The sequence below is a fragment of the Microvirga subterranea genome, assembly GCF_003350535.1.
Lineage (GTDB): Bacteria > Pseudomonadota > Alphaproteobacteria > Rhizobiales > Beijerinckiaceae > Microvirga > Microvirga subterranea.
This window is the reverse complement of sequence record NZ_QQBB01000015.1, coordinates 1-13396: the sequence shown is the minus strand read 5'-3', so window position 1 is coordinate 13396 and position 13396 is coordinate 1. Positions and strand designations below refer to the sequence as shown.

The window sequence follows — 13396 nt, the reverse complement described above, 5'->3', positions numbered from 1 at the left end:
CTCTCGTCTGTCGGTTTGGATGAATGGGGGCGTTTAACAGCTTCGCCATACAATTTCACGAGGAAATCGCATGTTCGTCCTGCCAGCGCCCTGTCCGAAAGCAAAACGGCAGGCCGTGGGCCTGCCGTGAAAACCTGCTCGGTGATCCGGTTCGGCTCACGCCGCCTCTTCGTCGTTCGTGCCCAGGCGCTTGTCCAGGTACTGGCCGACGGCACCCATCAGCTCGTCGACCTTGCCGTCGAAGAAGTGGTTGGCGCCTTCGATCACCGCGTGCTCGAGCTTCACGCCCTTCTGGGTCTTCACCTTCTCGATGACGCTGACCACGTCCTTGACCGGGGCGACCCGGTCCTCGGAGCCATGGACGAACAGGCCCGAGGACGGGCAGGGGGCCAGGAACGAGAAATCGTAGCGGTTCGCCATGGCGGCGATGGAGATGAAGCCCTCGATCTCCGGGCGGCGCATCAGGAGCTGCATGCCGATCCAGGCGCCGAAAGACACGCCGGCGATCCAGCAGGCGCGGGCGTCCGGGTTAATGGACTGGACCCAATCGAGGGCGGCGGCCGCGTCAGAGAGCTCGCCCTGGCCGTGGTCGAAGGCGCCCTGGCTGCGGCCGACGCCGCGGAAGTTGAAGCGCAGGACCGAGAAGCCCCGGTTCACGAAGTCGTAGTACAGGTTGTAGACGATCTGGTTGTTCATCGTGCCGCCGAACTGCGGGTGCGGGTGCAGCACGATGGCGATCGGAGCGCCCTTCTGCTTGGCGGGCTGGTAGCGCCCTTCGATGCGGCCAGCAGGACCCATAAAGACGACTTCAGGCATAAAGCGAACCCCTTCACGACCTCTCCCAAGGAGAGGGAAATCCAGACGCCTTGACTTTCAGGGCTGGATCTCTCAAAAACCAGACTTTAGAATAATTCTAAAGTCGTCCAGGTGAGCGCGGCCAGCCGGAACCGGCCGGTCGAGCGCGACACGACGTAATGTGGTTGTGGTGCTTTAGCACGGCAACCAGGGGCGATTGCAAGGTTTTCGTGAGGATCAAGGCGAAGACATGGCGGCAGGCCAGCGCAGCTATTTGGATTACAACGCCACGGCGCCCATCCGGCCCGAGGCGGCGGAGGCCATGCTGCGCGCCCTCGAGCTTCCCGGCAACGCCTCCTCGGTCCATGCGGAGGGGCGGGCGGCCCGGGCGGAAATCGAGCGCGCCCGGGAGAAGGTGGCGCGCCTTGCCGGCGCCAAGGCCAAGAACGTCATCTTCACCAGCGGCGGGACCGAGGCAAGCAATTTCGTCCTCAGCCCATCCCTGCGCCGCCTCGGGCAGCCTGGCGCCTCGCGGCTCCTGATCGGCGCTGCCGAGCATCCCTGCGGCCTCGGCGGCCACCGCTTCCCGGCCGAGGCCGTGGAAACCATCCCGGTGGACGGGCAAGGCGTCGTGGACCAGGCTTGGCTGAAGGAAAGGCTCGCGACCGAGGGCCAAGGACCGGTCCTGGTCTCGGTCCAGCTTGCCAACAACGAGACCGGGGTGGTCCAGCCGGTCGCGGAGATCGCGCGCCTCGTCCGCGAGCACGGCGGCCTCGTCCATACGGATGCCGTTCAGGCCGCCGGCAAGGTTCCGCTCGACATGGCCGGGCTCGGGGTCGACGTGCTGACCCTCTCGGCCCACAAGATCGGCGGCCCGAAGGGAATCGGCGCCGTGATCCTCGCCACCGACCAGATCGAGATCGTCGAGCGGCTGATCCGCGGCGGCGGGCAAGAGAAGAACTACCGGGCCGGCACCGAGAACGTGGCGGCCATCGCCGGCTTCGGAGCCGCGGCCGAGATCGCCCTCGCGAGCCTCGACGAGGAAACCGCCCGCCTGCGTGAGCTTCGCGACGAGGCCGAGGCGCATCTGCGCCGGATCGCCCCGGAGGCGGTGGTGTTCGGCGGCCAAGCTGAGCGGTTGCCTAACACGCTCGCCTTTGCCATACCCGGCCTGAAGGCCGAGACGGCCCTCATCGCCTTCGATCTCGAAGGAATCGCCCTGTCGTCCGGTTCGGCTTGCTCGTCCGGAAAGGTCAGGCGCTCGCATGTGCTCGACGCCATGGGGGTCGAGCCGGCCCTCGCCGAGGGCGCCATGCGTGTCAGTTTGGGGTGGAAGACCACAAAAGAAGACGTGATCCGCTTCGCGGGGGCGTGCGAAAAGGTGGTTGGATCCCTATATAAGCGGAAGGCAAGCGCGGCCTGAGACGGTCCCGCTTGCGTTTCCATGTCATCAACCCGCGGCCCTTGAAGCCGTGAGCGGTGGGAGAGACAGATGCCTGCAGTGCAGGAGACCATCGATCAGGTCCGATCGATCGATGTCGACCAGTATAAGTACGGCTTCGAGACCGAAGTCGAGATGGAGAAGGCGCCGAAAGGCCTCTCCGAGGACGTGATCCGCTTCATCTCGGCCAAGAAGGGCGAGCCGGAATGGATGCTCCAGTGGCGCCTCGACGCCTATAAGCGTTGGCTGACCATGCGGGAGCCGAACTGGGCGCGCGTGTCGTACGACAAGGTCGATTACAACGACATCTACTACTATGCCGCGCCGAAGAAGAACCCGGCGCCGAAGTCCCTCGACGAGGTGGATCCGGAGATTCTCAAGACCTACGAGAAGCTCGGCATCCCGCTGCGCGAGCAGGAGATCCTGGCTGGCGTCGAGCCCCAGAACCGGGTCGCCGTGGATGCGGTGTTCGATTCCGTCTCGGTCGCCACGACCTTCAAGGAGGAGCTGAAGAAGGCCGGCGTGATCTTCATGCCGATCTCCGAGGCCATCCGGGAATATCCGGACCTCGTGAAGCAGTATCTCGGGTCGGTCGTGCCGGTCACGGACAACTTCTTCGCGACCCTGAACTCGGCCGTCTTCACCGACGGGTCCTTCGTCTACATCCCGCCGGGCGTCCGCTGCCCGATGGAGCTGTCGACTTACTTCCGCATCAACGAGAAGAACACCGGCCAGTTCGAGCGTACGCTCATCATCGCCGACAAGGGTTCCTATGTTTCGTATCTCGAGGGCTGCACGGCCCCGAAGCGCGACGAGAACCAGCTCCACGCGGCGGTGGTCGAGCTGATCGCCCTGGATGATGCCGAAATCAAATACTCCACGGTCCAGAACTGGTACCCGGGCGACTCGGAAGGACGCGGCGGCATCTACAACTTCGTGACGAAGCGGGGCGATTGCCGGGGTAAGAACTCGGTCATCACCTGGACCCAGGTCGAGACCGGCTCCGCCATCACCTGGAAGTACCCGTCCTGCATCCTGCGCGGCGACAACTCGCGCGGCGAGTTTTACTCGATCGCCGTCTCGAACGGGAAGCAGCAGGTCGATTCCGGCACCAAGATGATCCATCTCGGCAAGAACACCACGAGCCGGATCATCTCGAAGGGCATCGCGGCGGGCAAGTCGGACAACACGTATCGCGGTCTCGTCTCGGCGCACCGCAAGGCGACCGGCGCCCGCAACTTCACGAACTGCGACTCGCTCCTGATCGGCAACGAATGCGGCGCCCACACGGTGCCCTACATCGAGTCGAAGAACGCGACGGCCGTGTTCGAGCACGAGGCGACAACCTCGAAGATCTCGGAAGATCAGATGTTCTACTGCCAGCAGCGCGGCCTCTCGGAAGAGGAAGCCACGGCGCTGATCGTGAACGGCTTCGTGAAGGACGTGCTGCAGCAGCTCCCCATGGAGTTCGCGGTCGAGGCCCAGAAGCTGATCTCGATCTCGCTGGAAGGCTCGGTCGGCTAACCAACCGCGTCATCCCGGCCGCAACGCAGCGCAGAGCCGGGATCGCGACAACCAGTTCAATTCGAATGACGATCCCGGATCGGCTGCGCCGTCCGGGATAACATGAGTGGATATTCATCATGCTCGAAATCAAGAACCTCGTGGTCCAGATCGAGGACAAGCGCATTCTCAACGGCCTGAACCTCACCGTGAACAACGGCGAGGTTGCCGCCATCATGGGGCCGAACGGGTCGGGCAAGTCGACCCTCTCCTACGTGATCGCCGGGAAGGAGGACTACGAAGTCCTCGACGGCGAGATCCTGCTTGACGGCCAGAACGTGCTGGAGATGGAGCCGGATGCGCGAGCCGCCGCCGGCATCTTCCTGGCCTTCCAGTATCCACTGGAGATCCCCGGCGTCGCCTCGATGACCTTCCTGAAGGCGGCTCTGAACGCCCAGCGCAAGGCCCGCGGCGAGGACGAGCTGACTACGCCGGACTTCATCAAGCGCGTGAACGCGGCTGCGACCCAGCTCGAGATCCCGAAGGACATGCTCAAGCGCGCCCTGAACGTCGGCTTCTCCGGCGGCGAGAAGAAGCGCATGGAGATCCTCCAGATGGCGCTGCTCCAGCCGACCTTCTGCATCCTCGACGAGACCGATTCCGGCCTCGACATCGACGCCCTGCGCATCGTGTCCGAGGGCGTCAACGCGCTCCGCTCGCCGGACCGCTCGTTCCTGGTCATCACGCACTACCAGCGACTGCTCAACCACATCGTGCCGGACACCGTGCACGTGATGTCGGCAGGCCGCATCGTGAAGTCCGGCGGCAAGGAGCTCGCCCTCGAGCTCGAGGCCAATGGCTATGCCGACTACCGGGAAAGCGAGGCCGCGTAACATGGCCGACGTCACCCTCATGAAGACGCCGGCGGAAACCGCGCTGGCGCAGGCCTACGAGTCCGCGAAGACCACGTTGCCGGGCAACGTGGAGTCGCGCGCCGAGGCCTTCGAGCTGTTCACCCGGAACGGCCTGCCGCATCGTCGGGTCGAGGAGTTCAAGTACACGGACCTGCGCGCCCTGCTGCGCGAGGCGGCGCCGTTCGCGGGCATGCCGTCCGCCGACGACGCCAAGGCGGCGCTTCAGGCCGCCAAGGCGCTGAAGGGCACGCAGGCGCTCGAGGTGCCGTTCGTCAACGGCCACTTCGTGCGTGACGCGGTCGACTTCCACAACCTCCCGGAAGGGATCGAGATCGTCCCTCTGGCCGAGGCGCTCGCCAACGGCCACGATTGGCTCGCGAAGCTCAGCCCGGTCGAATGGGCGCGCCAGAACCCGGTCTACCAGCTCAACACCACCTTCATGGCCGACGGCGTCATGCTGCGCGTGGTGGGCAAGGTCGAGACGCCGGTGCACCTGCGCTTCGTGACGTCGGCGAACTCCGCCGTCGCGACTGCGACCCGCATCCTGGTCCTCGTCGAGGACGAGGCGGCCGTGACGCTGATCGAGAGCCATGAAAGCCCGAACGGCGCGAACCACCAGCCCAACGACGTGCTGGAGATGATCGCCGGCGACCGCTCGAACGTCCGTCACATCCGCCTCAATGCTGAAGGCGACAAGGCTCTGGCCCTCTCGACGCTCAACGCCAAGGTTGGCGCGGAGGCCGAGTTCTTCAGCTTCAACCTCGTGACCGGCGCCGCCACCTCCCGTCATCAGGTCTTCGCGATCCTTGACGGTGAGAACACCAAGGCGCGCATCAACGGCGCCACGATGATCAAGGGCGGCCAGCACGCGGATTCGACCCTCGTGGTCGAGCACGCGGCGCCGCACTGCGAGAGCCGCGAGCTGTTCAAGACCGTGATCGACGGCGAGTCGACCGGGGTATTCCAGGGCAAGATCATCGTCCCGCATCACGCCCAGAAGACCGACGGGCGCATGATGTCTGCGGCCATCCTCCTGTCGGAGGGCGGCGCGATGAACAACAAGCCCGAACTCGAGATCTTCGCCGACGACGTGCAGTGCGCCCACGGGGCGACCTGCGGGCAGCTCGACGAGGACCTGCTGTTCTACCTCATGGCCCGCGGCATTCCGCGGAAAGAAGCCGAGAGCCTCATGGTCCAGGCGTTCCTGGGCGAGGCCATCGAGTTCGTCGAGGACCAGGACCTGCACGACGCGTTGGTCGCCGTGGTGGAGGACTGGCTGCGGGCGAGGGCGTAACCCTCGCTTCGTCATGGCCGGGCTCGTCCCGGCCATCCACGTCTTTGCGCCGGCACGAGCCGGACCGACGTTGGAAAGGAAGTGTTGCAGATGAACGCACCGTTCACACCCTACGACGTCGACGCGATCCGCAAGGAATTCCCGATCCTGTCGCAACAGGTCTACGGGAAGCCGCTGGTCTATCTCGACAACGCCGCCTCGGCCCAGAAGCCGCGCGCGGTGATCGACGCCATGGTCAACGCCATGGAGACGAGCTACGCGAACGTCCACCGCGGCCTGCACTACATGGCGAACGTGGCGACCGAGGGCTTCGAGCGGGCCCGGGAGACGGCGCGGCAGTTCCTCAACGCCGAGTCGGTGGACGAGATCGTGTTCACCAAGTCGGCGACCGAGGCCTACAACCTCGTGGCGGATTCCTTCGGCCGCATGGCGATCGGGGAGGGTGACGAGATCATTCTCTCGATCATGGAGCACCACTCCAACATCGTACCTTGGCACTTCCTGCGCGAGCGCAAGGGTGCCGTGATCCGCTGGGCGCCGGTGGACGACGAGGGCAACTTCCTCCTAGACGAGTTCGAGAAGCTGCTTTCGCCGCGCACCAAGATCGTCGCGATCACGCACATGTCGAACGTGCTCGGCACTGTAACACCCATGAAGGACATCATCCGCATCGCCCACGCCCATGGCGTGCCGGTTCTGGTGGATGGGGCCCAAGGGGCGGTCCATCTGGACGTGGACGTGCGCGATCTCGACGCCGACTTCTACGTGTTCACGGGCCACAAGGTCTATGGGCCGACCGGGATCGGCGTGCTCTACGGTAAGCGCGAGCTTCTCGCCAGGATGCCGCCCTACCAGGGCGGCGGCGAGATGATCCGTGAGGTCCGCCAGGACGCCATCACCTACAACGACCCGCCGCACCGCTTTGAGGCCGGCACGCCGGCGATCCTCGAGGCGATCGGCCTGGACGCGGCCCTGCGCTTCATGATGGAGCTCGGCCGCGAGAACATCCGGTCCCACGAATCGGCCCTCTCGGCCTATGCCCACGAGCGGCTGGGGGCTATGAACTCGGTCCGGATCATCGGCCGGGCGAAGGGCAAAGGCGCGATTCTGGCCTTCGAGATGAAGGGCGCCCATGCCCACGACGTCGCCACGATCATCGATCGGCAGGGCGTCGCGGTGCGGGCGGGCACCCACTGCGCCATGCCGCTCCTGGAGCGCTTCGGGGCGACCTCGACCTGCCGGGCGTCGTTTGGCCTCTACAACACTATGGACGAAGTCGATAAGCTGGCGGACGCCCTGCAGAAGGCCGAAGCCCTGTTTTCTTAAGGATTGAGACCTGTGAACGCCGCAAACCCGATCAACGACGCGCCCAATGCGCTGCAGGTTTCGCCCGGCTCGGCGATTCCTCCCGAAGAGCTCGACCGCATGACGGACGACATCATCGCGGCGCTCAAGACCGTCTATGACCCGGAGATCCCGGCCGACATCTACGAGCTCGGCCTCATCTACCGGGTGGACATCGACGACGACCGGAACGTCAACATCGACATGACCCTGACGGCGCCGGGTTGCCCGGTGGCGGGCGAGATGCCCGGATGGGTCGAGAATGCCGTCGCCACCGTCCAAGGCGTGCAGGGCGTCAAGGTCAACATGGTCTTCGATCCGCCATGGGATCAGAGCCGCATGTCGGACGAGGCGCGCGTCGCCCTCGACATGTGGTAGGGCGAGCGCACTCCTATCGGATCGTCACGATGCGTTTCAGGCCGGGTCCTCAGCCCGGCCTTTTTGTTGTCCGGCCTGTGGCAGAATCGAGGTCCCGTCGACGGCCGCAGCCCCGTCCGGGGTTGCGTCCGCGTCCTCAACGGAGGACAGGATCGGCTCGCGCGGCATCTCCGGGATGCCCATCACCATGGCGCGGGCGATCTCCTGCTCTCCCAGGACCACGCTAGAGGCGCCGTATTTGAACAAATGGTCCTTTTCGGCATCGGAGTGCGCGCGGGCGATGATCGGCAGGTCCGGGTTGAGGGCGCGGGCCTGCTCGACCACCTGGCTTCCCTCGAAGGCATTCGGGATGGCGACCAGCAGGCAGCGGGCAGCGGCGATATTGGCGGCGGCCGCCACTTCCGGATTTGCTGCGTTCCCGGTGATGACCTCGACGCCTTCCTTTCGCAGGCCCGGGACCTTGTCCTCGTTGGCCTCGATCACGAGCAGTGGCGTGTTCGAGGAGAGAAGCCTGCTGCTGATGAAGCCGCCGACGCGACCGTGGCCGACGAGGACCACGTGATCGACGAGAGCCGTGACGGGCAGGGGCTCGCGAGTCGATTCCCTGGCTGCGGCGGCTTGCGCCTCCGCAGCGTCCTCGGCGGCCTTCGCGGCGTCCCGCTTGGCATCCTTCTTGGCGAACCACTGATCGAGGAGGGCGAACAGGAACGGGTTGACCAGGATCGACAGGATGGCGCCTGCGAGAATGAGGTCGCGGCCACGTTCCGGCAGCATGCCGAGATCGACCCCGAGACCTGCCAGGATGAACGAGAACTCGCCGATCTGGGCGAGGCTCGCCGCGATGGTCAGGGCCGTGGCCTTCGGGTGCCGGAACAGGAGCACGATGGCCAGCGCCGCCAACGACTTCCCGACGACGATGATCAGGAAGGTGGCGAGGACGGGCCCGAAGTCGCGGTAGAGGATGGTCGGGTCAAACAGCATGCCGACCGACACGAAGAACAGGACCGCGAAGGCGTCGCGGAGCGGCAGGGTCTCGGAGGCCGCCCGATGGCTGAGCTCCGACTCGCTCAGGACCATCCCGGCGAAGAAGGCTCCGAGCGCGAAGGAGACGCCGAACAACTCGGCCGCCCCGAAGGCGACGCCGAGCGAGATCGCCAGCACCGAAAGGCGAAAGAGCTCGCGGGACCCGGTATGGGCTACGAAATGGAGGATCCAGGGGATCACCCGCCGGCCTATGATCAGCATGATGGCCACGAAGGCGCTGACCTTGCCCAGCGTCAGGCCGAGCGAAAGCCAGATGGAGGAGGAATCCGCCGTTCCGTTGGCCATGGCGTTGGCGACGGCCGGGAGCAGGACCAGGGTCAGGACCATGGCCAGGTCCTCGACGATCAGCCAGCCTACGGCGATATGGCCGCGCTCGGTCTCCACGAGACGGCGCTCCTGCAGGGCCCGCAGCAGCACGACCGTACTGGCGACCGACAGGGCCAGGCCGAAGACCACGCCGGCGGCGATCGTCCAGCCCATGAGCCACGCCAAGCCCGTGCCGAGGGCCGTGGCGCTGGCGATCTGCACGATTGCGCCCGGCACTGCGATGGCCCGCACGGACATCAGGTCCTTGAGGGAGAAATGGAGGCCGACGCCGAACATCAGAAGGATCACGCCGATCTCTGCCAGCTGGTTCGCGAGCTGTTGGTCGGCCACGTAGCCGGGCGTGAAGGGGCCCACGAACACACCGGCCAGGAGGTAGCCGACGAGGGGAGAGATGCGGAGACGATGCGCCAGGGCGCCGAGAGCGAATGCCAGGACCAGACCGACGACGATGGTTGAGATCAGCGGCGCGTGGTGTGGCATCTGCTCTTCTTGAAATGTCGGGGGGATCAGTCTTCTAGATCGAGAAAACGGCCAAGATCGTCAACCTGAGCAGTGTCATTTTCTGCCATAAATCTCGACGTTCCGACTTGGATCTCCTATCTTAGGAGGAACAACGCACTCGTTCTGCCCGGGCCTTGAACCCGGCCGTCAGGAGAGAATTTTCATGAAGCTTTCCGGATTCAAGGTCGTCACCTTGACCGATGCGGCCGCCGACCGCGTCAAGCAGATCATCGCCAAGGCCGAACGGCCGATCGTCGGCGTGCGCGTCGGCGTCAAGAACGGCGGCTGCGCCGGCATGTCCTATACGATGGAATATGCCGAGAGCGTGAACCCGCTCGACGAAGTGGTCGAGGACAAGGGCGTCACCGTCCTGATCGACCCCAAGGCCGTCCTGTTCCTTCTGGGAACGGAAATGGACTTCCAGACCACCAAGATGACGTCCCAGTTCGTGTTCAACAACCCGAACCAGACCTCGGCCTGCGGCTGCGGCGAGTCCGTCGCCATCACCCCGGCCACGCCTGAGCACCTGCAGGGCGCCCACTGACACATGGACGCCGAGTCGATCCGCGACATCTTCCAGGGGATCGGCCCGGTGCAGATTCGCCGGATGTTCGGCGGGCAGGGTGTCTATCGGGACGGCATGATGTTCGCGCTGGAGGCCGGCGGCGAGCTCTACCTCAAGGCCGACCAGAGCAGCCAGGATACGTTCCGGGACCGCGGGTCCCGGCCATTCGCCTATACCACCCGGGACGGGCGCGTTACGATCATGAGCTATTGGCTCATGCCGGAATCGGCCCTCGACGATCCCGATGAGGCCGCCGATCTCGCGCGGCTTGCCTTGGCGGCAGCGCGGCGCTCCAAGACCGCGCCGAGGAACAACCCCAAGAAAAAAGGCGGCACGACCGTGCCGCCCCACCGTGCCCGGGAAGCCGGCTAAAGCATTGGACCCGAAAGTCGACTTGCACTTTTGGAGCCAATCCGATGCTTCCTCTCTAGGTCAGAGCATCGTTCGGGCGGAAAACCGGATCCACTTTTCTGCACGATGCTCTAGGCCGGCTATTTCGCTTTCTTGATCGAAACCGGACGCAGCAGGAAGGCCGGCACGTGGTCGCCGAGGCCGACGACCGGCGGCTCGGAATCGTGATCGTGACGGCCGCGGTTTCCTTGGGTTGTCCTGGCCGGTCTCCGGTCCCGCTCCGGGCGGGGGGCGCGAGGCGGCAGCTCCTCGCGGGGAGCAGCGATGGCCTCCTCCTCCCGCTCGGGACGCTTCTCGGCGTGGGAACGACCGCCCTTGCGTCCGCGGGATGGGCGCTCGTCGCCGCGTCCGCGCCGGCGCGAGGGTCGTTCTGAGGCCGGCCTCTCGGCCAGGCTCGGTCCTTCCCACTCGATCGACTGGCCGATCAGCTTCTCGATAGCCGCCAGGGACTTCTCGTCCCCCGGACCGACCAGCGTGAAGGAATAGCCGGTGCGGCCGGCGCGGCCCGTCCGGCCGATGCGGTGGACGTAATCCTCGGCGTGATGCGGGGTGTCGTAGTTGAAGACGTGGCTGACGGCCGGAATGTCGAGGCCACGGGCCGCAACGTCGCTCGCCACCAGGATCGGCATCTCACCGGTGCGGAAGCTGTCGAGAGCCGCCATGCGGGCATGCTGGTCCATGTCCCCGTGCAGGGCCACGGCGCCGAAGCCGTGCTTCTGCAGGGAGCGGTGGAGGATGGCGACGTCGCGCTTGCGGTTGCAGAACACGATGGCGTTCTGCAGGTCCGTGGCGCCGCGGATCAGCTCGCGCAGAGTTTCGCGCTTCTCGTAATCCTCGGAGCCCGTCGCCACGAGCCGCTGCGTAATCGTGGCGGCCGTGGACGCCGCGCGGGCGACCTCGACCTTGACCGGATTGTGCAGGAAGGCGTCCGCCAGCCGCTGGATCTCCGGCGGCATGGTGGCCGAGAAGAACAGGGTCTGGCGCGTGAAGGGCACGAGCTTCACGATACGCTCGATGTCCGGGATGAAGCCCATGTCGAGCATGCGGTCCGCTTCGTCGATGACGAGGAGCTCGACGCCGCTCAGGAGGAGCTTGCCGCGCTCGAAATGGTCCAGCAGGCGACCAGGGGTCGCGATGAGCACGTCAACGCCGCGGGTGATCTTGGCGTCCTGGTCCCCAAAGGAGACGCCGCCGATCAGCAGGGCCACCGAGAGCCTGTGGTTGACGCCGTACTTGTCGAAATTGTCCTGGACCTGGGCGGCCAGCTCCCGGGTCGGCTCGAGGATGAGGGTCCGGGGCATGCGCGCCCGGGCCCGGCCGGTCTCAAGCATAGTGAGCATCGGGAGGGTGAAGGCCGCCGTCTTGCCGGTGCCTGTCTGGGCGATGCCCAGCACGTCTCGCCGCGCGAGCACGTGCGGGATGGCTTGCGCCTGGATCGGCGTCGGATCGGTGTAGCCGGCTGCTGAGACGGCCTGTTGAACTTTATCGCTAAGTCCGAGTTCGGCGAACGACATGAATGATTTTACCGTTGAGGGCTGGGCGCGCTCTTCAGTGCCGGCCGCTCGATACGGCAACAAACAGGCGCAAGACTGGTTTCACCTGAGGACTTTACTCAAGCTGATTGTGCGGCGGGACCATAGGACAAGCGCAAGGCTTGTCAATCCAAAGGAAAAGGCTCGATGGCCGAAACACTTGTTTTGATCCCGGGGCTTGCCAATACACCCCGGCTCTACGATGCGCAAATCGAGGCGCTTTCCCCAAGGCAGCGAATCGTCGTGGCGGATCACACCCGTGACGATTCGCTGCCCGAAATCGCGGCGCGGATCCTCCGGGAGGTGCCCGGCCGCTTTGCGCTGGCGGGCCTGTCCATGGGCGGCTACGTCGCCATGGAGGTCATGCGACAGGCGCCAGAGCGGGTGGAGCGGCTCGCGCTTCTCGATACGAGCGCCCGGCCGGACACGCCCGAGGCCCGTTCGGACCGGGAGAGAATGATCGCCCTAGCCGAGGCCGGCCGGTTCGACGACATCATCTCCAGGCTCTGGCCACGCCTCGTCCATCCGGACCGCCAAAGCGATCAAGCTCTCCGGGAGGTTGTGGCCGGCATGATGCGGGAGGTGGGGAAGGACGCGTATATCCGCCAGCAGCGCGCGATCTTGGCGCGCCCCGATTCCCGGCCCATCCTCCCCGGCATCGAGATCCCGACCCTGGTTCTGGTCGGGGAGGGGGATGCGATCACCCCACCCGCCGTCGCGCGCGAGATGGCGGAGATGATCGAGTGGTCCTCGCTGGTCGTGATTCCCGACTCGGGACATCTGTCCAGCCTCGAGCAGCCCGAACCGGTGACGCACGCCCTGCGACTGTGGCTCGATCACGACTGACCGAAGCCTGGTAAAAATTCCTCTGCTGTGGATATGGTCAACCAACCGTTAGCGTTCAGGACGAGGCGTGCAAATTTCCTTCGTTGCAACGCAAGCAATTGATAATAAAAGCCAATTCGCGAAAACTTCGTAGCGATCTCACCGCTTGAGCTGTTCGCTGGCGCTGCGGAATGTGCGTTTTCTCACCTTGGCTGCCGCTGCGCTAAGCTTCTCGAAAGGGTTGTTGCACAAAAGTGACAGACGTGCCGGCAGCCATGGGCTAATAGCGATGCCGGATCCCACGAACTAACGGACCAAAACAGTGAAAAAGATTCTCCTCTCTTCGGTTGCTCTTCTCGGCCTGACCGCCACGGCGATGGCCGCCGACCTTCCTTCCCGCCGCGCCGCTCCGGCTCCGATCATTGCTGCTGTTCCGGTTTTCACCTGGACGGGTTTCTATGTGGGTGTGAACGCCGGCTACGGCTGGAACACCAACAGCGATGACCGCTACTACGACCCGAC

At 65.1% G+C, this 13396-nt stretch carries 12 protein-coding genes and 1 pseudogene; 10 read left to right on the top strand and 3 right to left on the bottom strand.

The genetic code is table 11. The features are described 5' to 3' along the window. Positions 1–156 precede the first annotated feature (156 nt). Positions 157–816 carry an alpha/beta hydrolase gene (locus DES45_RS22625; protein ID WP_114772882.1) on the bottom strand — a complete coding sequence of 220 codons (660 nt, stop codon included), beginning with the start codon at positions 814–816 and terminating at the stop codon, positions 157–159. A gap of 229 nt (positions 817–1045) precedes the next feature. On the opposite strand from DES45_RS22625, the gene DES45_RS22620 reads away from it, so the two are divergent. The 6 genes from DES45_RS22620 to DES45_RS22595 all read left to right on the top strand — a co-directional run bounded on the left by DES45_RS22620 (position 1046) and on the right by DES45_RS22595 (position 7669). Continuing rightward, positions 1046–2218, top strand: a complete 1173-nt coding sequence (locus tag DES45_RS22620) for a cysteine desulfurase family protein (RefSeq protein WP_114772880.1) — start codon at positions 1046–1048, stop codon at positions 2216–2218. A 69-nt stretch (positions 2219–2287) separates the two neighbouring features. Then, positions 2288–3760 (top strand): Fe-S cluster assembly protein SufB, encoded by a 1473-nt coding sequence (gene sufB, locus DES45_RS22615; protein WP_114772878.1) that lies wholly within the window; start codon positions 2288–2290, stop codon positions 3758–3760. Positions 3761–3879: 119 nt separating this feature from the next. Beyond that, a complete protein-coding gene (gene sufC, locus DES45_RS22610) occupies positions 3880–4632 on the top strand; it encodes a Fe-S cluster assembly ATPase SufC (RefSeq protein WP_114772876.1) in 753 nt (250 codons plus the stop codon). Position 4633: 1 nt separating this feature from the next. Beyond that, positions 4634–5947: a Fe-S cluster assembly protein SufD gene (sufD, locus tag DES45_RS22605; protein WP_114772874.1), complete on the top strand. Its 1314-nt coding sequence runs from the start codon at positions 4634–4636 to the stop codon at positions 5945–5947. Positions 5948–6037: 90 nt separating this feature from the next. Continuing rightward, a complete protein-coding gene (locus DES45_RS22600; protein WP_114772872.1) occupies positions 6038–7273 on the top strand; it encodes a cysteine desulfurase in 1236 nt (411 codons plus the stop codon). Positions 7274–7372: 99 nt separating this feature from the next. Then, the gene (locus tag DES45_RS22595) at positions 7373–7669 is read left to right on the top strand and encodes an SUF system Fe-S cluster assembly protein (protein WP_245571848.1); all 297 of its coding nucleotides are present in this window, start codon (positions 7373–7375) and stop codon (positions 7667–7669) included. A 36-nt stretch (positions 7670–7705) separates the two neighbouring features. Here DES45_RS22595 and ybaL read toward each other — a convergent pair whose 3' ends face one another. Next, a complete protein-coding gene (gene ybaL / locus DES45_RS22590) occupies positions 7706–9520 on the bottom strand; it encodes a YbaL family putative K(+) efflux transporter (protein ID WP_114772870.1) in 1815 nt (604 codons plus the stop codon). Between the two features lie 184 nt (positions 9521–9704). Between ybaL and DES45_RS22585 the strand changes: the two genes are divergently transcribed. Both DES45_RS22585 and DES45_RS22580 read left to right on the top strand, forming a co-directional pair. Continuing rightward, complete coding sequence (locus DES45_RS22585) at positions 9705–10085, top strand: HesB/IscA family protein (protein WP_114772867.1); 381 nt, start codon at positions 9705–9707, stop codon at positions 10083–10085. Between the two features lie 3 nt (positions 10086–10088). Then, on the top strand, positions 10089–10478 hold the full coding sequence (locus DES45_RS22580) for a TfoX/Sxy family protein (RefSeq protein ID WP_114772865.1): 390 nt from the start codon (positions 10089–10091) through the stop codon (positions 10476–10478). A 119-nt stretch (positions 10479–10597) separates the two neighbouring features. Here DES45_RS22580 and DES45_RS22575 read toward each other — a convergent pair whose 3' ends face one another. Continuing rightward, a complete protein-coding gene (locus tag DES45_RS22575; RefSeq protein WP_114772863.1) occupies positions 10598–12031 on the bottom strand; it encodes a DEAD/DEAH box helicase in 1434 nt (477 codons plus the stop codon). A 165-nt stretch (positions 12032–12196) separates the two neighbouring features. Here DES45_RS22575 and DES45_RS22570 point away from each other — a divergent pair, with 165 nt between their 5' ends. Further along, positions 12197–12895 carry an alpha/beta fold hydrolase gene (locus tag DES45_RS22570; RefSeq protein WP_114772861.1) on the top strand — a complete coding sequence of 233 codons (699 nt, stop codon included), beginning with the start codon at positions 12197–12199 and terminating at the stop codon, positions 12893–12895. 301 nt (positions 12896–13196) lie between these two features. Then, positions 13197–13396, top strand: a pseudogene (locus tag DES45_RS22565) (outer membrane protein); the annotation flags it as partial.

What these genes read in the sequence shown, in the direction of transcription:
- DES45_RS22625 (WP_114772882.1), bottom strand. Translation starts at nt 816, where the DNA reads ATGCCTGAAGTCGTCTTTATGGGTCCTGCTGGCCGCATCGAAGGGCGC.
- DES45_RS22620 (WP_114772880.1), top strand. Translation starts at nt 1,046, where the DNA reads ATGGCGGCAGGCCAGCGCAGCTATTTGGATTACAACGCCACGGCGCCC.
- sufB (WP_114772878.1), top strand. Translation starts at nt 2,288, where the DNA reads ATGCCTGCAGTGCAGGAGACCATCGATCAGGTCCGATCGATCGATGTC.
- sufC (WP_114772876.1), top strand. Translation starts at nt 3,880, where the DNA reads ATGCTCGAAATCAAGAACCTCGTGGTCCAGATCGAGGACAAGCGCATT.
- sufD (WP_114772874.1), top strand. Translation starts at nt 4,634, where the DNA reads ATGGCCGACGTCACCCTCATGAAGACGCCGGCGGAAACCGCGCTGGCG.
- DES45_RS22600 (WP_114772872.1), top strand. Translation starts at nt 6,038, where the DNA reads ATGAACGCACCGTTCACACCCTACGACGTCGACGCGATCCGCAAGGAA.
- DES45_RS22595 (WP_245571848.1), top strand. Translation starts at nt 7,373, where the DNA reads ATGACGGACGACATCATCGCGGCGCTCAAGACCGTCTATGACCCGGAG.
- ybaL (WP_114772870.1), bottom strand. Translation starts at nt 9,520, where the DNA reads ATGCCACACCACGCGCCGCTGATCTCAACCATCGTCGTCGGTCTGGTC.
- DES45_RS22585 (WP_114772867.1), top strand. Translation starts at nt 9,705, where the DNA reads ATGAAGCTTTCCGGATTCAAGGTCGTCACCTTGACCGATGCGGCCGCC.
- DES45_RS22580 (WP_114772865.1), top strand. Translation starts at nt 10,089, where the DNA reads ATGGACGCCGAGTCGATCCGCGACATCTTCCAGGGGATCGGCCCGGTG.
- DES45_RS22575 (WP_114772863.1), bottom strand. Translation starts at nt 12,031, where the DNA reads ATGTCGTTCGCCGAACTCGGACTTAGCGATAAAGTTCAACAGGCCGTC.
- DES45_RS22570 (WP_114772861.1), top strand. Translation starts at nt 12,197, where the DNA reads ATGGCCGAAACACTTGTTTTGATCCCGGGGCTTGCCAATACACCCCGG.